The sequence below is a fragment of the Mangrovicoccus sp. HB161399 genome (assembly GCF_013184745.1).
In the GTDB taxonomy this organism is placed as follows: Bacteria; Pseudomonadota; Alphaproteobacteria; order Rhodobacterales; family Rhodobacteraceae; genus Mangrovicoccus.
The window spans coordinates 1-19,676 of the sequence record NZ_JAATVU010000030.1 but is presented as its reverse complement, the minus strand read 5'-3'; the positions used below and the strand labels follow the sequence as shown (position 1 = coordinate 19,676).

Below are 19,676 nucleotides of genomic sequence, written 5' to 3'. Positions count from 1 at the left end.
CCCCGGCCGGAGCCCATCGAGGCCCCGGGCAGGGGATCCCATGCCTGAAGGAGATTTCGAATGCTGGACGACCAACCCTTCCGCGAGGGGACCGCCGAAGCGGGCGGGACCGAGATCCGCTACCGTGTCGCCGGACCCGACAACGGCCGCCTGCCGCTGGTGCTGGTGCATGGCACCGCCGGCAGCATCGACGGCCATTACGGCTACATATTCCCGATGATGGCCTACCGCCAGAAGGTCATCGCGCTCGACTGGTCCGAGCCCGCGGGCGGGACGCTCGAGCTGTCCGATCTGGTCGCGCAGGTCCGCGCGGTGATCGAAGCCGAATGCCCCGGCCAGCCGGTCCAGCTCATGGGCTATTCGCTGGGCGCGGTCGTCGCGGCACAGCTGGCCGCCGAGATGGGGGAGCGCATCGCCACCCTGATCCTCGCGGCGGGCTGGCTGAAGACTGACACGCACCAGAAGATGCGCAACCGCGTCTGGCGCCAGCTGCGCGACCAGGACAGCGCCTCGATCACCGAATACATGACCTTCTGCGCCTTCTCGCCTGCCTTCATGAAGCTGAAGACGGTCGAAGAGATGGCAGGCGCGGCGCAGATGCTGAAGATGAGCCCCTTCGTCGACCGGCAGATGGATCTGAACACCCGCATCGACATTGCCGCGGCATGCGAAACCATCGCGGCGAAGACGCTGGTGATCGGCTGCACCTTCGACATGATGGTGCCCAGGCATCATTCCAAGCAGCTCTTCGGTGCGATCGAAGATGCCCGCTATGCCGAGATTCCGTCGGGCCATGCGGTGGTGCACGAGCGCGCCGCCGAACTGTTCCATTACGTCGACCGCTTCACCCGCGACCCGGACGAATTCCCGGCCGGCACGATCATTCCCGCGCAGAAGCCCTGAGGAGACCATCATGACCCCCAAGATCATCATCATCGGCGCGGGCTTCGCCGGGCTCGGCATGGCCATCCGGCTGAAGCGCGCGGGCCGCGACGACTTCCTGATCATCGAGCGCGCGGAGGATGTCGGCGGCACCTGGCGCGACAACCACTATCCGGGCGTGGCCTGCGACGTGCCCTCGCATCTCTATTCCTACAGCTACCTCCCCAACCCGGACTGGAGCCGGGTCTTCTCGCCCGGCGGCGAGATCCAAGCCTACATCCGCAAATGCGCCGAGGACGAGGGCATCCTCCCGCATGTCCGTTTCGGCACCGACATGACCGCCTGCCGCTGGGATGACGCCGCCGCCGAATGGGTCGTGGAGACCAGCGCGGGCGAGTTCCGCGCGCCGATCCTGATCACGGGCACCGGCCATCTGGCCGACAGCCGCATGCCCGAAGTCGAGGGGCTCGAGAGCTTCACCGGCGAGGCCTTCCACTCCGCCGACTGGAACCACGCGGCAGATCTCGAGGGCAAGCGCATCGGCGTGGTCGGCTCCGGTGCCTCGGCGATCCAGATCATCCCCGAGATGCAGAAACGGGCCTCGGAAATGGTCGTGTTCCAGCGCTCCGCCCCCTACATGATCCCGCGCTGGGACCGCGCCTTCACCGCAGGAGAGCGCCGCCTCTGCGCCCGCGACCCGGAAACCATCGAGGCGATGCGCTCGGAAATCTTCTGGATGGGCGAGTTCAATTTCGCGCAGCGCCGCAATATCCCGCGCTTCCTGGGCGAGGCCAAGGCGCTGGCGCTCGGCCATCTGGAGGCGGGCATTGCCGATCCGGACCTGCGCGCGAAGCTGACGCCGGATTACGAGGTTGGCTGCAAGCGGCTGCTGATCTCCAACAGCTACTACCCGGCGATGGCCTCGGAGAATGTCACGCTGGAGGCCTCGGCGCTGAAGCGCATCGAGGGCGGCACGGCCTATGGCGCCTCGGGCGAGGGCTACGAACTGGACGTCCTGGTCTTCGCCACCGGCTTCGAGGCGGTGCGCCCGCCCTTCGCGAAACGCATCTTCGGCCGCGACGGGCGCAGCCTCGACGCGCGCTGGGACGAGGGGATGCAGGCCTGCGACTCCATCGCCTGCGCGGGCTATCCGAACCTCTTCATCATCAACGGTCCGAATACCGGGCTCGGCCACAACTCGGTGGTCTACATCATCGAGGCGCAGGTCGACTACATCATGGGCGCGCTGGATCACATCGAGGCCTCCGGTGCCGAGGTGATCGAGGTCACGCGCGAGGCCGAGGATGCCTACATGGAGACGCTCGACGCGATGGCGGCCGGGACCGTCTGGCTCGCGGGCGGCTGCAAGAGCTGGTATGTCGACGACCGTTCCGGACGGCTGACGCTGGTCTGGCCGGATTTCGCGCACAGCTTCCGTGACGAGAACGGGGTGTTCCATCCCGAGAAATACACGCTGGCGCCCGCGCCGGTGGCTGCGGAGTGACGGGCATGCTGGGAGGAAAAACCATCATCGTCACCGGCGTGTCCTCCGGGATCGGTGCCGAGACCGCGCGGCAGGTCATGGCGCAGGGCGGCAAGGTGATCGGCGTCGACCGCAATCCGCCGACGCTCGACCTGCACGCCTTCCACCGGGCCGACCTGATGGACGGGGCGGCGCTGGACGCGCTGGTCGCCAAGCTGGCCATGGCCAAGGCGGACGGGCTGGCGAATATCGCGGGCGTGCCGCCCACCGCGCCGCCCGAGGTCGTCGTGACCGTCAACCTCGTGGCGCTGAAGCGGCTTACGCTGGGGATCGTCGACAGCCTCGCCGACGGGGCGTCTATCGTGAACCTCGCCTCGCTGGCCGGGATAGGCTGGGAAGGCGAGGTCGCGAAGATCAGGGCGGCCGAAGGTCTGGCCCATGCGGAGGTGCCCGAATTCTGCCGCGCGCAGGGCATCACGCCGGAAAACAGCTATTTCTTCTCCAAGCAGGCACTGGTTGCCTGGACGCACGGGATGCGCTGGACCTGGCGCGGCCGAGGCATCCGCATGAACGCGGTCAGCCCCGGCCCTGTCGACACGCCGATCCTCGCCGATTTCCTCGAGACGCTGGGCGAGCGCGCCGAGGAAGACATGCGGATCATGGACCGTGCCGGGACGCCTGCCGACATCGCGCCGGTCGTGTGCTTCCTGCTGTCGGAGGGATCCGGCTGGCTCCGCGGCGTCAACATTGCCACTGACGGCGGAATGCGCGCCCATATCGAGGCGACCTCGAACGGTCTGAACTGAAGGATGGATGCAATGAGCCTTGATCTCCTGATCGGCGGCGCGGACAGCGCTGCAGCGGACGGCCGCAGTTTCGAGCGGCAGGATCCCGTGACCGGACAGCTGGCGACCACCGCCGCCGCTGCCGACGTCGACGACGCGCTGCGCGCCGTGGCCGCGGCAGAGGCGGCCTTTCCCGCCTGGTCGAGGACCGGCCCCGAGACGCGCCGCGCCATCCTGATGAAGGCGGCCGACATCATGGAGGCGAGAAGCCGGGACTTCGTCGACGCCATGGTCGAGGAAACCGGCGCGACGACTGTCTGGGCCGGGTTCAACGTCCATCTCGCGGCAGGCATCCTGCGCGAGGCTGGCGCAATGGCCACGCAGGGCGGCGGCGAGGTGATCCCCTCGAACAAGCCCGGCACCCTGGCGATGGCCGTCGCGCGCCCGCGCGGCGTCTGCCTCGGCATCGCGCCCTGGAACGCGCCGGTGATCCTCGGCACCCGCGCCGTCGCCATGGCCCTGGCCATGGGCAACACCGCGGTGCTGAAGTCTTCGGAGCTTTGCCCGCGCACCCACCGGCTGATCGGCGAATGCCTGGTCGAGGCGGGGCTGCCGGCCGGCGCGGTCAACGTGATCTCCAACGCGCCCGAGGATGCCGCCGAGGTGGTCCGCGCGCTGATCGAGGCGCCTGCCGTGCGGCATGTGAACTTCACCGGCTCGACCGGGGTGGGACGGATCATCGGAAGGCTCGCGGGCGGGAACCTCAAGCCCGCGCTGCTGGAGCTCGGCGGCAAGGCGCCGCTCCTCGTGCTGGAGGATGCCGATCTGGACGGCGCGGTGAACGCGGCGATCTTCGGCGCCTTCATGAACCAGGGCCAGATCTGCATGTCGACCGAGCGGATCATCGTCGTCGAGGCCGTGGCCGACGCCTTCGTGGAGAAGCTGGCGGCGCGGGCGGCGGCGCTGCCGCACGGCGATCCGAGGGGCCAGGTGGTGCTGGGCTCTCTGGTGACGCCGGCTGCGGCCGAGAAGATGGATGCGCTGATCGCCGATGCGGCCGGGAAAGGGGCGAAGCTGGTCGCGGGCGGCACGCGCGACGGCGCGGTCCATGCCGCGACGCTTCTGGACGGGGTCACGGCGGAGATGCGGATCTATGCCGAGGAAAGCTTCGGCCCGGTCAAGCCGATCATCCGCGTGAAGGACACGGACGAGGCCGTCCGGGTGGCGAACGACACCGAATACGGGCTGTCGGCGGCGGTGTTCAGCCAGGACATCACCCGCGCCTTCGACGTGGCGAACCGGCTGGAAAGCGGCATCTGCCACATCAACGGGCCGACCGTGGCGGACGAGCCGCAAATGCCTTTCGGCGGCACCAAGGCCTCGGGATACGGGCGTTTCGGCGGCAAGGCGGGCATGGCCGAGTTCACCGAGCTGCGCTGGATCACTGTCGAGGACCCGAAGCAGGGCTATCCGTTCTGATCCTCTCCGATCCTCCGTCCGGACTGCCCTGTCCGGTCGGAGGAGCTTGCTTCGAAGGAGGCGGGGTTCGCGGCCTGCAGCCGAGGGACGCCAGATTGGCGCCGCCGCTCTGCGATGGCTGGGTGGCGCCATTGGGACCCGTCTTGCCATCTGTCTCGGGGGCCGGGCCGCAGCGGCGCGCGTGAATGCTTCGCGAGTGCCGTTCGGGCCCCATGGCCGCAACCTGTCGAGCTTCAGGAAGCGCTTGACGTGGGCAATGAGCATCCCGGGCTTCTTGCGCCTCCGCGGTGCCTCGACATTGGCGCCGGTGCCAGTCAGGTCACGGGCAGCCCGGCGGGCATATTCATGGACATGCCTGACGTCTTTCGCGAACCGGCTGGCGCGGGTAGGCTGCCCCGATCAGGTGATCCGGTTTCTGTCTTGGCGCATGACTGCCTTCGGCGCTGCCGCCCGGATGACCGGCTCCGATCCGACCTATGATCCAATCTTTCATCTGGCTCGGAAGCCTGCTTCAGGGAGGCCCGCTTTTCAGGGGGCACCGGACCAAGCTGCTCGGCACGAACCCGATCGAGCGCCTTAACGGCGAAATCAGGCGTCGAACCGATGGCGCCGGTGTCCGGGCACTCCTGCAGACGGGTGGCAGTCACCCCCTGACTTCCCAAACGAGGGATCAATCCGTCGTCTCGCCGGCGCGGTCCTGATGGAGCGGACAGAGGAATGGACCGTTCAGCGCGCCGGGTACGTGCGCTGGAAACACCTGCCCGGTCGGGAATGATTCCGCCGTCAGCCTGCCTTCGGCACAAGGAGACCGACCGTCTCGACCCGCCGATAGGCGCGACGCCCATTTCTAGCCAAACCAGAACGTGGAACACCATGCATCATTCGCGGCTGCACTCGGACCAGTGGCGCTTTCCGCTCATTCATGAAGCGCACCTCAGCCTTCGGGTGAAGCCAGCCGGGAAGGGCACGCGTCAGGTCTGGTGCCCATTCGCGCAGCAACGCGCGCAAGTGTCGGCGCAAAGGCGTGCCGCTTTCCGGCTTCCGCACGCGCTTGCGGTGGCGGCCGTCGAAGCGCGGTCCGGACCTTCCGGCCCGGCCTTGCACGGTTCGCATGCCCGCAGGATCCGGCGGCGCGGGCCCGGCCCCCCGGTGACCGGCGCAATCTCTGCCGGTTCCGTCAAGTGGAACGCGGTTCCAACCGCGCCACCGCCGCCGTTTCTGGGCCTGTGCGGGCGACCATGGGCCAAGCCGCCGGGACGGCACCTGCGGTGCCGGCTTCCTGCATGAAGAGCCAGGTCGGCGCCGCAGATGCATGCGCAGGCGCGGCAGAGTTAACGGCAAGGTAAGCATGATCTTTCCAAGCGACTGATTTTAATGGATTTCATGATATGTTTCCAGGCACTGCGGATAGTGGCGAGTCGAGGCTGTCATGAGCGAACAATTGAACGAGCTGGCGGAAAAGGCCGACGCACTGGAAGCGAAGCGGTTCACCGCGGAGGATATTGACGTGTCCGACGGCGCCATTGCCGGACAGGCGGCCTTCGACCCGCCATCAGGGCTGGCGTCTGAAAGCTATGACAGCCTCGGTCTCGCGCAGGATGCGGAAACGGCCGTGCCGCCGCCCTTCCGCGACCTGAACCTGAACAGTTCCGGGCTGATGCCCGACGCGCCGGTCGGCAGCGGGGCTGCAACCGGCCCGCTGCTGACCGGTGCGGTGTATGAGCAGCAGGCGTCCTTCGCGGGTCCCGCGGCGCCGGCCGGAGAGCCTGCGCCCTTGGAGCCCGACGGAAGCCAGGCGGTGGCACAACCAGCCGATCCGCGCCTGCAGGCGCCTGCGCCGGACGGGTCCAGCGGTTTCGGTCCAGCGATGCCGGACCTCGGTTCTCCGGGCGTCGCCGATGCCGAGAGGCCAGGCGGCAACCTGCCCGGGGATCCCCCGCTGGCAGACGGGCTTCCCGCGGACCCCGGACCTGCGGTCGCCGGCCCCGAGGAGATCCCGCAGGAGCCAACCACATTCGAAAGCCCGGATCAGGTCGCGGACACGCTGCCGGAAGACCCCGGCCTGCCGGGCGGTCGCGAGCTTCCTTCCGCGGAGGTCACCGGCCCGGCTTGGGACCTCCTTCCGGGGGATGTTCCGCCGGGAAGCGGAGACCCCGAGAGTAATCCGGTGGCAGACCCTGCCGCGGTGGAACCGGGCGATCTGGACCTGTCGCTCAGCGGCGGCGACCTGGCCGACCCGGCGGACGAGAACCTGGCGGCGGATCTGGGCGGGCTCGATCTCGAGGTTCCGCTCGATCCGGCGGAGGCGCTGCTTGGCGACATCGACCTGTCGCTCGGCGGCGGCGACCTGGCCGACCCGGCGGACGGGGACCTGGCGGCGGATCTGGGCGGGCTCGATCTCGAGGTTCCGCTCGATCCGGCGGAGGCGCTGCTTGGCGACATCGACCTGTCGCTCGGCGGCGGCGACCTGGCCGATCCGGCGGACGGGGACCTGGCGGCGGATCTGGGCGGGCTCGATCTCGAGGTTCCGCTCGATCCCGTCGAAGCGATCGTGGGCGACATCGACCTGTCGCTCAGCGAGGAAGGGCTCGGCATCGATCTGGGGCTTCTCTCCGGGAGCAGCGAGTCCGGAACGGACAGCATCCTTGCGGAGACCGATGGCGGGTTCCTTTCCAGCGACCTCGCGGGCGACGCATTGGACGGCCTGACCGGCACGGCCGGCGGCGGCGATGTTCCGCTGGACGGGCTGACCTCCGGGATCGACGCGGTCATCTCGGGCGGCTCTGCCGACGGCGGCGGCAGCCTCGTGGGCAAGATCGGCGGGTTCGGCTTGTTCTGAGGCGCCATGATCCGCCAGCATACAAGACGCGCTCCGTCCCGGGTGATCGCTGTCGCGACGGGTTGCACCGTGCTCCTGGAGCTCGTCGTGCCGCTGGCGGTGCTCCAGACCTATGACCGCTTCATCCCGAATGGCAGCACTGCCTCCCTGGCGGTGCTGCTGGGCGTTGCGGCCGCCTGCCTCGTCGCGGAATACATGCTGCGCCAATCCCGTGCCGTTCTGCTGAACCTGCGCGGGACCAGCTTTGCCCACCAGGCCGGCTGCCATGTCATGGGCGAGCTGCTGCGGGGCGGGTTCGGCGAGGCGCCCGGTCCGCGGACCGGCGAGAACCTCGCGCTGCTGGCCACCGTGCGGGGCATGCGCGAAATGACCAGCGGGCAATGGATGTCGAGCCTTGCCGAACTGCTGCTGGTGCCGCTGTCGCTGGCGCTGATCGCGCTGATCGCGGGGCCGCTGGTTCTGGTGCCGCTGGTGCTGATCGCCGCCTTTGCGGCCAGCTCGTGGTTCGCCGGGCGCAAGCTGGCCGCCGACCGGGCGGCGCGGCAGGATTCCGACGCGCTCAGGATGAATGCCATGGTCGAGATGTTCCAGGGCTTTCCAACGGTCAAGGCGCTGTCGATCGAGCAGATCATGCGCCGCCGCTACGAGACGGTGAAATACGGCAGCACCCTCGCGCACATGAACGTCATGCGGCGCATGACCGGCCTGTTCGATGCGACGACCGCGTTCGGCACGCTCCTGGTGATGAGCCTGATCATGGCCGGGGCCTTCCTGACCGTGACCGGACAGATCACGGCCGGGGCGATGATCGCCTCGGTGATCCTGTCGGGCCGCACGATGGCGCCGATCCAGAAGGGGCTGAGCCTGATCAACCGCCGCCAGGAGTTCCTGATCGAGAAGCGCCAGGTCGACGCCATGCTGGAGGCGCGCGGCAGCAGCCTGCCGGTGCCGGCGCAACGCGAACCAGCGAACGAGGGCAGGCTGGCGCTGCGCGGCGTGTCGCTGTCCAGGCCGACGGGCACGCGGGGCGAGCGGGTGGTCCTCGGGGGGGCAACGCTGGAACTCGCGCCGCGGGAGATGACTCTGGTCGATGCCGGCAACCATGCCGACCTGGAGACCCTCTACCGCATGCTGGCGGGGGTCCTGCCGCCCCGCAGCGGCGCGCTGGAGCTCAACGGCGTGCCGATGGTGCAGGTGCCGGAACATGTCCGGACCCGACAGGTCGCTTGCCTGCAGGGATCGGCCGCGCTCTACCGCGGCACGATCATGGACAATATCTCGCGCTTCGGCACGGTCTCGATCAGCGATGTCCTGTTCATCGCGCGCCATCTAAGGCTCGACGAGGACCTGTCGGTGCTGCCGCGCGGCTACGACACGTTCCTGCGCGGCGACGGCGGCGACCCGATCCCTCCGGGGCTGCGCCAGCGCATCGCCATGGCCCGCGCGCTTGCCCCGCGGCCAAGGCTCATCCTGTTCAACCACGCCGATACCGGCCTGGACCAGCGCAGCTACACCGCGCTTTTCGAGCTTTTCGCTCGGCTGCGCGGCCACGCCACGCTGGTCGTTTCCACCTCCGACGGCAACCTGCGCGGTCTCGCCCGTCACAGATGGTTGCTGGGCAACGGAAACTTCACGGCTTCGGCCGTAGCGTCCGGGCAGAAAATAGAGGTTGCCCAGTACCGAGAACTCCGCGTGTGACATCCACAATCTTTTCGGGTTCTGCCGTCTCGCCTCCATCGAAGGAGGCGGCGCTGTCGATGATGGAGACTGCAACGCAGCTGCTCTATGCGCGGCTGCGCGGCTCGGGCTGGCGGCTGCACCCCGAGGACGAGCCGCTGGCACGCTGCTTCTGCGCGCTGCTGATCAAGCTCGATCCGATGGTGCATCCGGCGCTGATCGCGACGGTGCTGCATGGCGGCGGCGATGTGCCCTTCGACGAGACCGCCTTCGTCAACGCGATGGCGGCGCTCGGATTCCGCTACCTGCGCGTGACCTGCCGTCCGTCGCAGCTTGACGACCGGCTTCTGCCGGCGCTTCTGAAATACCGCAGCGGCGCGCGGCTGTGCTACATCGAGGACGGCGCGCCGGTGGTGCTCGACGGCAGGAGCTCGCGCCATGTGCCGCCGGATGCCGCCGACCGCCGCACCGAGACTCTGGTCTTCTCGCGCCTCGTCGAGAGCGACCGGCCCAGTTCCAAGGCAGCGCGCGCCAGCACCGGCCGGACATGGTTCGCGACGGTCCTGCGCCGTTTCCTGCCGCAGCTGCGGTACCTGCTGCTTCTGGCCGTCTTCCTCAACATCCTTGCGCTCTCGGTGCCGCTCTTCATCCTGCTGATCTATGACCGGGTGCTGGGCATCGGCGAGACCGGGCCGCTGATCCATCTCGCCAAGGGCGCGGTGCTGATCGTCGCGGCCGACTACCTGCTGCGCCGGGTGAAGTCGCGCGTGGCGACATGGATCATGGCGCGGCTCGACTACATCGTCGGCTGCGCCAGCTTCGAGAAGCTTCTCGCGCTGCCGGCCTCGCTGCTCGACCGTGCCGAGATCTCGGAACAGGTGGCGCGGATCAAGACCTTCGAGGCGGTGCGCGATTTCCTCTGCGGCCCGCTGATGGCGACGGCGCTGGAGCTGCCGATGGCAGCGCTGTCGCTGCTGCTCATGGGCCTGCTCGGCGGCAAGCTGGTGGTGATCCCGCTGGTGGCGCTCGCGCTCTATGCCGTGCTGATCCTGCAGGGCAGGGCGCGGATCGCGATCCTGATCCGCCGGGCGGCGACCGAAAGCTCGAAGATGCAGCAATTTGCGCTCGACACCTTCGCCAAGCTCGACTCCATCCGGCTGGACGGGCTGACGGAGAAGTGGCTCGACCGCTACCGCGAAGCCTCCGGGCGAGAGCAGATGGCGCAGCTCAGGCTGTCGCTGACCGCCTCGCGCGCCGAGATCCGCGGCCACCTGGTGGCGGGGCTCGCCGTGCTGGCGCTGCTTTATTTCGGCGCCCACGCGATCTGGGCGGGCAGCCTGAACGCCTCGGCGCTGATTGCCTGCGTGGTGCTGCAGATGCGGGCGCTGGCGCCCTTCCACGCGCTGACCGGGATGCTGCCGCGGCTGGAGCAGCTGCGCAACGCCATCGCCCAGATCGACCTTCTCATGGATTACGACGAGGAGGATGCCGAGGCGCGCACGCTGACCACGACGCGGCTCGACGGCAGCCTGCAGCTGAGCGACGTCGCGCTGCGCTACGAGGCGCGGGCGCCGCTGATCTTCTCCGGGCTCAACCTCGACATCCGCGCCGGTGAGGTCATCGCCGTGACCGGCCCGAACGGCAGCGGCAAGACCAGCCTGATGCGGCTGGTGCTGGGCCTCGTGCAGCCGCAGATCGGCGGCATCCGGCTCAGCGGCTTCGACATCCGCCAGCTCAGCCCGCATGACCTGCGCGGCCAGATTGCCTACATGCCGCAGACCGTGACCTTCTTCAGCGGCACCATCGCCGAGAACATGCGCTTCGGCATGCCGGTGGCGCGCGACAGCGAGATCGAGGAGGCGCTGCGCGAGGCCGGTGCCTGGGACGAGGTGGAAGAGCTGCCCGAGGGGCTCTGGACGGTCATCGACCCGCCCGCGCTGCAGGCGTCCAATCCGCTCCTGCACGAGCGGCTGGCGCTGGCGCGCGCGCTGCTGCGGCCGTCCAACATCCTGCTGATCGACGAGCGGCCGTCCTCCGTGCTGCTTGCCGGGCTGGCCGAGGACCTCAAGCGCTGCATCGTGCGCCACCGCGGCGCAAAGACCATCGTGATCGTCAGCCTGCGGACCGATTTCCTGCGGCTTGCCGACCGCGTGCTGGCCCTGACCGGCGACAGCCGGACCCGGATCGGCACGCTCGACCAGCTGATGGCGGAGCAGAGCTGATGGCGCCGCGCGGCAGCCTTCCGCCGGCAACCGTGCCGGAGCAGCTCCGGGCGGTGCCGCAGCGGCCCCGCCCGCTGCAGCGGCTGACATCGCCGCAGCTGCGCCATCTGGCCGAATCCGCGCGCCTGGAGGAGCGGCCGGACCATGTCGGATCCCGCCTGACGATCTGGAGCATCGCGGCGATGCTTGCCGCCTTTCTCGTCTGGGCCGGCTTCGCGCGGCTGCCCGAGATCGCCCGCGCGGAGGGCCAGATCACCCCATCGGGTTTCGAGCGGGAATTGCAGCTGCCCGAGGGCGGCACGCTTGCCTCGCTGTCGGTGCGGTCCGGGCAGACGGTGGCCGCCGGAGAGGAAATCGCCCGGTTCGACGACCGCGCGCAGCGCGCCGAGCTGCGCCAGGCTGAGCAGCAGCAGCTGTCGCTGCGCATCCGGGCGGAATGGCTTTCCGCCTTCGCCGAGGAGCGCGATCCCGATTTCGCGGGCTTCGGCGGTGCCGAGGACGCGGAAGAAGTCGCCGCCGGCCGGGCAGCCTATCGCGCGATGCTGGCTTCCCTGGCCGACCGGCAGCGGATCACCGACGAGCAGATCGCGCAGAATGCGCGGGATTACAGCATCCTGGCCGAGGAGCGCATCGCCGAGCAGAGCCGGGTCGCAGCCATGCGCGACATCCTGGGACGGCGCGAGCAGCTCCACGAAAAGGGCCTGGTGGTCTATACCGCGATCCTCGAGTCACGGCAGGACGTCACCGATGCGGAGACCGCGCTGGCCGCGCTCGGCGACCGCATGCAGCGCAATCGCATAGCGCAGCGCGAGCTGGAGGCGCAGCGGGAATCCCAGGCAAGCGCGGATATCGCGGCGGCGCGCGGGACGCTGCAGGAAACCCGGGCCGACTTGGCCGGGGCGGCGATCCGGATCGCCAACCTTCGGGAGGAAATCGACGGTCGCCGCCTGCTGGCGCCCCTGGCCGGGACGGTCAAGCTGCCCGAGCGGCTGGCGCCCGGCGATTTCGTCGCGGCGGGCCGGCCGGTGGCCCATATCGTGCCCGAAGGCGACCGCCTGGTCGCCCGCGTCCGGATTCCCGCCGCGGATGTCAGCCGCGTGTCGCCAGGCCAGCACGCCGAGCTTCGCGTCGGCGCGCTCGACTTCACCCGGTTCGGGAAGGTGCCGGGCGAAGTCGTGGCGGTCTCGCCCGGCGCGCTGATCTCGGAGCGGGGCGAGGTCTACTACGCCGCCGAGATCGCGCTGGAGGTCCAGTCGCTCAGCGACGGCCAGGATAGGCAGTCTCTGCTGCCGGGAATGCCCGTGGATGCGGAGATAGTTAACGGTTCCCGCACCATTCTGGAATACCTGTTCAAGCCGGTGAAGCTGGCGCTAGAGGATGCGTTCCGGGAATAATGACGATGACCGAGGCCATTGACCCGAGAGACGGCGCCTCACCGGCTGCGGCAGGCGATGTCACCGTCCTTGCCGTCGACGACAACGCCACCGCGCGGCTGATGATGAAGAGCCTCGCCTCCCGCCTGGGCTACCGGCCGCTCGAGGCGTCGGACGGGGCGGAGGCCCTGCGCATGCTCGGCGCGCATCCCGAGATCCGCGTTGTCCTCCTGGACCGCGACATGCCGGGCATGGACGGCATCCGCACGGTCGGCGAGATGAAGAAGACCGCCCGCTTCTCGCGCATCCCCGTGGTCATGGTGACCGGCGCGAACACGCCGGAGGAGGTCCGCGAGGGCATCGAGGCCGGAGTTTTCTACTATCTCGAGAAGCCGCCGGACCCGCGTCTTCTGGCCTCGGTCCTGTCCTCCGCCCTGCGCCAGTCGCAGCAGGCAGCGGCGCTGCAGGACGCGCGGGTCAGCACGACGGGATTCGACCTGACCGATGCCGTGCGCTTCCGGTTCCGGACGCCGAAGGAGGCGGTGGCGCTCGCCGGGTTCGTCGCCAACTATTTCCCCGATCCCGAACGCACACTCGACGGCATTGCCGCGCTGCTGTCCAACGCGGTGGAGCACGGTCTCTGCCGCATCGGCTACGAGGCCAAGGGGGCGCTCCTGGCCCAGGGGAATTTCGCCGCGGAGCTGGAGCAGCGGGCCGCCCGTCTGCCGAAGGGGCAGCATGCCACCGCGGCAGTGATGCGCCGCCCCGACGGCGTCCTGCTCGCGGTCACCGATCCTGGGCCGGGATTCAACTGGCGGGACTACATGCAGATCGACATGTCCCGCTCCGCTGCATCGCATGGCCGCGGCATCCTGCGCGCCAGGGCGACGGCTTTCGACGAACTCAAGTTCAACGAGTCCGGCAACCAGGTGGCCGGCCTCGCCAGGCCCAGGGAGGAATTCGAGTGGTGAGCGTTGCGAAGCATGGCGCGGCAGATGCCCGCGCGGCGACCGGGAGAAAGCCGTCCGGCGGTCCTGTCATCCTTCTGGCCGGACTGGTCCTGATCGCCTGCATTGCGGCGGACGCGTCCTTCCTGCGCAACAGCCACAAGGAGCGCCTGGAACAGGACCGCACCCAGGTGGAGGACCTGGCGGACATGCGCTTCGACAAGGCGCTGGAACAGCTCCAGACCCAGCTGCGCGCGCTCGAGGCCCTCTACATGGCGTCGAACGATGTCGATGCCGCCGAGCTTTCCACCTTTGCCGAATTCGCCGTGCGGCCGGAGCCCGGCGCCGATGCGGTGAAGCGCTACGGCTGGATTCCGCAGGGAAGGGACAGTCAGGTTCTGGCCGTCGACGGCAGCATCCCCGGAAGTTCCGTGGCGCAGGCAGAGCTAGGCAGCGGGCTCCGGGACCGCCTGGCCGTGCTGGACGAACAGCGCGATGCCGCGCTCTGGGTCGTCCGCGGCGGCGTGCTTGCCTCCGATTCCGGGGACGCGGGGCTGGTCACGGCGCTGCATCCGGTCGGCTCGTCCTCCCGCCATGGCGGCACGAACGCACGCGGCGTCCTGTTCCTGACCTTCGATGCCGGCCAGTTCGTGGCGAACCTGAAGCTTCCGCCGGATGTGCTGGACGCGGAATTTGCGATCGATCCGGAGCCGCTCCAGGACGTTCCGCCGCCCGAGCCCGGCCAGCCCCGGCCTCCGCAGCCGCAGCGCGTCACCGGCCTGCTCGGCGGTGCGGTGGTGGCGCTTGACTACCAGCTGGCACCGGTGCCCTTCCTCGACCACTTCCTCGAACGCGAGCTGAGGCCCCAGCTCTACGTAGCCGGCGGCTTCCTCTTCCTCGCCCTGACCATGTACTTCAACCTGCGCCAGATCCAGCTGGGCCAGCGCGCCGCGGCACGCGCGGCGGAGGCGGCGGAAGCGGCCGAACAGTCGAACTACCAGAAATCGCGCTTCCTCGCGACGATGAGCCACGAGATGCGGACGCCGCTGAACGGCATCATCGGAATGGCGGACCTGCTGCGCAGCAGCAGGCTCGACGAAGAACAGGCGAAATACGCCCAGACGCTCGGGGCCTCCGCCGAGGGGCTGCTGGCGCTGATCAACCAGATCCTCGATTTCTCCAAGAACGAGGCGCAGGACATCGAGCTCGATCCGCAGGAGGCCAATCTCGGCGAGATCGTCACCGAGGTGGCGAATGCCGCCAACGTGCTGGCCGCCCACAAGGGGGTCGAGCTGGTCCTGTCGCTGCCGATGCAGGCCTGCATTCCGGTCATCGTTGACGAACTCAAGCTGCGCCAGGTGCTGACCAACCTCGTGTCGAACGCCGTCAAGTTCACCTCCGAAGGCTCGGTCACGATCGGGGTGGTGCTGCAGACGCGGCTTCCCGGCGGCGAATCCGTCTTCGAATTCAGCGTCGAGGACACCGGCATCGGCATCGACCCGGCGCGGATGGAGGCGATTTTCGAACCCTTCCAGCAGGCCGACATCTCGACCACGCGGAACTACGGCGGCACCGGGCTGGGCCTGTCGATCACGCGCGAGATCGTTTCGGCGATGGGCAGCCAGGTGCGGGCCTCCAGCACGCCCGGACAAGGGTCGCGCTTTTCCTTCGAGCTGACGCTGACCGGCGACAATTTCAACCGTCCGCAGCGGCGGAAGTCCTGCTTTCTCGGCATCCACAACATTCTGCTCTATGCGCCCGAGTCGCCGCAGCGCCATGCCTCAGTCACCGCGATCGAGACCGCCGGGGCCGAGGTCCGCGTCGCGGGCAATCTGGCCTCGGCCGAGGACATGATGCTCCAGGCGCTGGACGCCGGGGATCCGGTCGACCTGATCCTGGTGCCCGATGCGGCCCATGCTGCCGAGCTGCAGCGGTTCCGCGGCGGCGGAGGGGAAACGGCGGCGGCGCGGATCGGCATCCTGCGCTCTTCGCGGCTGATCGGCCACGCGGTCACACCGAAGGAACGGGACATGGCCGATTTCCTCATCCAGTTCCCGCATACGGCCGTGACGGTGGTGGACAGGGTCTATCATGCGCTGAGCCGCCGCGCTGAGACGAATGCCCAGCGTCCGGCCCCGAAGACGGAACGCGAGCAGCGCTTCGACGGGCTCCGCGTGCTGCTGGTCGACGACGACCAGGTCAACCAGATCTATGGGCGGGCTGCGCTCGAAGGGTTCGGCTGCCAGGTGACTTCGGCCTGGAACGGCCAGGAGGCGATCGCAGCGGTCGAGGCGGATCCGCGGCTGGAGATCATTTTCCTTGACTGCCAGATGCCGGTCATGGACGGGCTGCAGGCGGCGCAAGAGCTGCGGGGCCGGATGAAGAACGGAATCGTTCCGGAGATCCCCATCCTGGCCCTCACGGCAAATGCGCAGGCATCCGACCGCCAGGCGTGCCTGAAGGCCGGAATGGACGATTTCATGACCAAGCCGGTGCGCCGGGAAGAGCTGGCCAAGGCACTCCAGCACTGGCTGCCGGGCTGGCAGGCCGGGCCGGATGCCAGGCAGGCCGGAAGCGCATTGGCCACCCCCGCGGAGACGCCGGCCGAAGGAGCCGCCGCGGATCCTGCCGCACCGCCCGAGCCTGCTCTTGTCCTGACTGCCGACATGATGCCCGCGGCGGCCCCGCCTGCCGCCCCCGGCGCCGCGTCCGAAGCGGGCGTTCCCCTGCACCCTGGCTCCCAGGCTGCCGCCGACGACGCCCCGCGGAGGGCGGCAGCATTCGACAGGAAGACCCTGCTGGAGACCAAGGCGCTTCTCGGGGATGGCTTCTCGGAGTTCCTGCGTTCCTTCGTTTCGTCGACCCAGGCGTCCATCCAGTCGCTCAGGAATGACATCGGGGCGAAGGAGTTCGACCTTGCGCGCCGGACCTCCCACAACTTGAAGAGCTCCTGCAAGATGGTCGGCGCGCTTGAGATGGCCGAGCTGATGGTGGAACTGGAGGCGGAGCTCAAGAAGGTCGCGCCATCGATGAACCTCGTGGCCACGCTTCTGGCCCAGGCCACCGCAGCCTACAGGTCCTACCTGAACTCACTCAAACAGGCCTAGAAACCGCAATCTCTAAAGAAGCGCGCACCCAGCTTCATCCGGAGCTGCGATAGGCCGGGTTATGTATATTTCCTAATCCCGCAGGTCCAGCCAGCAAAGTTCCCGGGCTAGAATCAGCCGAGACGGGAAAGCGCCCCCGGAGGGGCGTTTCGCTACTGGCCGGAAATATCTCGAGCGGTCAACCATCGCCGGTGCCGCTGGCTTCGGCATGGCGCCGTCCTCTTCCGGGACAGTCTGCTCGTTCGGGGTCGGCAGGGCCATTTCATCCATCTCCACCTGGGTCAGAAGACATACGGACCGCAAGCAATCCCGGATTGGACCTCCACCCGCGACAAGAGCCAGCTGCCTCAGCTTGCCTGAACGGCACGGGGGATGCCGTCCCGGCCAAGCGCCCTTCCCTGCCCGGCCGCAGCTCCCGGCCTGCGCGGCCGCGAGCCAAAGACCGTGCCGGCCGGCACGGCAGGGCGCCACCGCTACGCACGCATGCATCCATCCGCGAATTCGACGGCTTCGGCACCGGCAAGGGTCCGGACCCGGTTCAGTTCCGCTTCGAGGCCAAGGGTCCGCGCCTTGCCCATGCGGAGCCCCGCTTCCGGCCAGAACGCGCGGACGGCAAGCTTGGCGCCGGTCCGCTTCGCATCGATGCGGCCGATCAGGCCGTCGCCCTGCAGGACGGGAAAGACGTAGTAGCCGTATTGCCGCCGGGCTTCGGGGACGAAGATCTCGATCCGGTATCGGAAGCCGAACAGCCGTTCCGCACGGCTCCGGTCGCGCAACGCCGGGTCGAAGGGCGACAGCAGCCGCACCCGCGACGACGGTTCCGGCAGCGAGGATGCCTCATCTAGCGCGGCCGCGGTCGTGAAGCTGCGGCGGCGGTCTCCGTCCGCCGTTCCGATCTCCGCCTCGAGGATGCGTCCTGCCGCAAGCGCCTCGCCGCACCAGGCTTTCGCCTCGTCCCGCGTGGCGATGTCGAAGAAGGCGGCCAGCTCTCCGCTGGTGCCGAAACCCAGCCTGTCCAGCGCCTCCGACATGGCCCAGTCGACGATTTCGGCATCGTCTCTGCGCTCGGCCAGGCGCTCCGCCGGGATCACCCGCTCGGCCAGGTCGTAGAATTTCCGGAATCCCTGGCGGTGCGACACTGCCAGCTGCCCGGACCGCCACAGGAATTCGAGGGCCGTCTTGGACGGATGCCAGTCCCACCAGCCGGAAGACGGCTTCGCTTCGCCGCCGCCGAGGTCGCCCGAACAGGTGGCGCCCTGATCGGAGACATGGCGGCGCACGGCATCGAGCTCCGCCTCCCAGCCTGAGCGGCGCGCCCGCGGCCAGCGCGCCCGCATCCGCGCTTCGTCGCGGGCGAATTTCAGCCGCCACATCGGATAGAACTGCATCGGCATGACGGCAGCGTCATGAGTCCAGTGCTCGAAGGCAGAGCGGCGGCGCGAGACCAGCTGTCCGAGCGCCTCCGGCCGGTACCTTGCGCGGCGCGACCACAAGATGAGGTCATGGGCGCGGGCGAGCGTATTGACGCTGTCGACCTGGACGAAGCCGAGATCGTGCAGCACGCCGCCGAGATCGGTGCCCCGGCCGGGTCCTGTCCCGGGACGCAGGAGCAGGTGCCGGTCCAGGAACAGGCGCCGTGCACGCTTGTTGTCGAGGAACGGGCGGGTCATGTTGCGCGGAATCTCCGGCAAGGCGCTGATTGTCTCCGCATCTTCGTGGCGGCAAGGCGCATCGGGACCGGAGCGCTTTCCGGGGTTTCCGGCCCGCTCACGACGCGGCGAAGGTGAGCAGAAGGTTGTTCGCCGGCATTGCGTCGATTGCGACCGGATCGAACCCGGCCGAGGCGGCCGCGCCGGAAACGGCCTCGAGCGACTTGTAGCCGATCGACGGATCGCGGGCACGCAGAACAGCGTCGAAGTCCCGGTCCCCGTCCGATGCGTAGCCGGCCGCGCGCAGGAACGGACCGTAGACAATCGCCCTGCCCCCAGCGCCCAGTGCCGCGCGTGCCCCTTCGAAGAGCGGCGCGAGGGCGGATTCGGGGATCAGATGAAGCAGGTTGACCGCCAGAACTGCCTGCGCGGACCCCGTCTCGACCGGCCATGGTGCCGCGATGTCGATGGCAAGAGGCGCAGCGAAGTTCGCCGCGCCGCTCGCCCGGCGCCAGGCCTCGATGCTGCCGCGCTGGCCGGGATCGATGTCGGAGGGCACCCAATCCAGCGCCGGGAACGCCTCGGCAAAGGCCACTGCATGCTGTCCGGTTCCGCTCGCCACTTCGAGGACCCTCCCCTGCGCGGGCAGCCTCGTCCGCAGGGCCTCGATGAGGGGACCGGCGTTGCGCAGGGCTGCCGCGGCGATCCGGCGGCCATCGGGTGCGTCTGCCGCCTCTTGGAAAATATGTCGTGCCATGGCGGGAGGCTGCCAGCCCTAGACGGCCGCGTCCAGCCGTCCGGAGCGGTATCGGCAAGATTTCCCCTTACGCCGCGGGGGTCGGCTTCGGGCGGATCGCCGGTCCGCTTGGGCCCGGCCGGGATCCGGCGTCCGGAGGCACCCGAATGCGGAACCCGGATGTCTACCAGGCTGCTGAAATAGTCGTATCTCGACGCCGGTTCCAGAACATGATTCACCCGCTGCGGAGCAGCGGCGGAGACAGGCATGCGCAGTGCAGACGGGACGGGCGGATCGCTGTCCAGCCATGCCGATCCGGAGACGCGCGTCCCGGCGCAGCATCCGCTGCGGAAGATCCGGCAGGTCGCCAAGCGAGCCATGGCGCCGCCACCGGTCCGAGGCCCATGGCGAACGCACCCGCCAGCCTCGATGCCGGGTTCGAGGTGCTCCATGCCGATTTCGGGCGCCCCTCGATCGCCCCCGGGCGGCCGATCCGG

12 protein-coding genes are annotated in these 19,676 nt (G+C 68.9%); 10 read left to right on the top strand and 2 right to left on the bottom strand.

Translation table 11 applies throughout. The features are described 5' to 3' along the window. The first annotated feature begins 60 nt into the window (after window positions 1-60). From HCC78_RS17210 to HCC78_RS17160, 10 genes are all read left to right on the top strand, one after another. A complete protein-coding gene (locus HCC78_RS17210; protein ID WP_172330031.1) occupies window positions 61-903 on the top strand; it encodes an alpha/beta fold hydrolase in 843 nt (280 codons plus the stop codon). A 10-nt stretch (window positions 904-913) separates the two neighbouring features. Further along, window positions 914-2,386 carry an NAD(P)/FAD-dependent oxidoreductase gene (locus HCC78_RS17205; protein ID WP_172330030.1) on the top strand — a complete coding sequence of 491 codons (1,473 nt, stop codon included), beginning with the start codon at window positions 914-916 and terminating at the stop codon, window positions 2,384-2,386. 5 nt (window positions 2,387-2,391) lie between these two features. Continuing rightward, entirely contained in the window at window positions 2,392-3,171 is a 780-nt protein-coding gene (locus HCC78_RS17200; protein ID WP_172330029.1) for a coniferyl-alcohol dehydrogenase, read from the top strand. Between the two features lie 12 nt (window positions 3,172-3,183). Beyond that, complete coding sequence (locus HCC78_RS17195; RefSeq protein ID WP_172330028.1) at window positions 3,184-4,629, top strand: aldehyde dehydrogenase; 1,446 nt, start codon at window positions 3,184-3,186, stop codon at window positions 4,627-4,629. A gap of 1,429 nt (window positions 4,630-6,058) precedes the next feature. After that, complete coding sequence (locus HCC78_RS17185) at window positions 6,059-7,468, top strand: hypothetical protein (protein ID WP_172330027.1); 1,410 nt, start codon at window positions 6,059-6,061, stop codon at window positions 7,466-7,468. A gap of 69 nt (window positions 7,469-7,537) precedes the next feature. Beyond that, window positions 7,538-9,166 (top strand): ABC transporter transmembrane domain-containing protein, encoded by a 1,629-nt coding sequence (locus HCC78_RS17180; protein WP_172330026.1) that lies wholly within the window; start codon window positions 7,538-7,540, stop codon window positions 9,164-9,166. A 59-nt stretch (window positions 9,167-9,225) separates the two neighbouring features. Beyond that, the gene (locus tag HCC78_RS17175; protein WP_172330025.1) at window positions 9,226-11,367 is read left to right on the top strand and encodes a peptidase domain-containing ABC transporter; all 2,142 of its coding nucleotides are present in this window, start codon (window positions 9,226-9,228) and stop codon (window positions 11,365-11,367) included. Further along, complete coding sequence (locus tag HCC78_RS17170) at window positions 11,367-12,761, top strand: HlyD family type I secretion periplasmic adaptor subunit (protein ID WP_172330024.1); 1,395 nt, start codon at window positions 11,367-11,369, stop codon at window positions 12,759-12,761. The genes HCC78_RS17175 and HCC78_RS17170 overlap by 1 nt, the downstream gene beginning before the upstream one ends. Before the next feature lie 5 nt (window positions 12,762-12,766). Next, window positions 12,767-13,711 (top strand): response regulator, encoded by a 945-nt coding sequence (locus tag HCC78_RS17165; RefSeq protein WP_172330023.1) that lies wholly within the window; start codon window positions 12,767-12,769, stop codon window positions 13,709-13,711. Further along, window positions 13,708-16,794 (top strand): hybrid sensor histidine kinase/response regulator, encoded by a 3,087-nt coding sequence (locus tag HCC78_RS17160; RefSeq protein WP_172330022.1) that lies wholly within the window; start codon window positions 13,708-13,710, stop codon window positions 16,792-16,794. Before HCC78_RS17165 ends, HCC78_RS17160 begins: the two co-directional genes overlap by 4 nt. A 473-nt stretch (window positions 16,795-17,267) precedes the next feature. On the opposite strand, the gene HCC78_RS17155 is transcribed toward HCC78_RS17160, so the two are convergent. Further along, on the bottom strand, window positions 17,268-18,464 hold the full coding sequence (locus tag HCC78_RS17155; protein ID WP_172330021.1) for a winged helix-turn-helix domain-containing protein: 1,197 nt from the start codon (window positions 18,462-18,464) through the stop codon (window positions 17,268-17,270). A gap of 97 nt (window positions 18,465-18,561) precedes the next feature. Continuing rightward, window positions 18,562-19,200, bottom strand: a complete 639-nt coding sequence (locus HCC78_RS17150; protein ID WP_172330020.1) for a DUF938 domain-containing protein — start codon at window positions 19,198-19,200, stop codon at window positions 18,562-18,564. Window positions 19,201-19,676 lie beyond the last annotated feature (476 nt).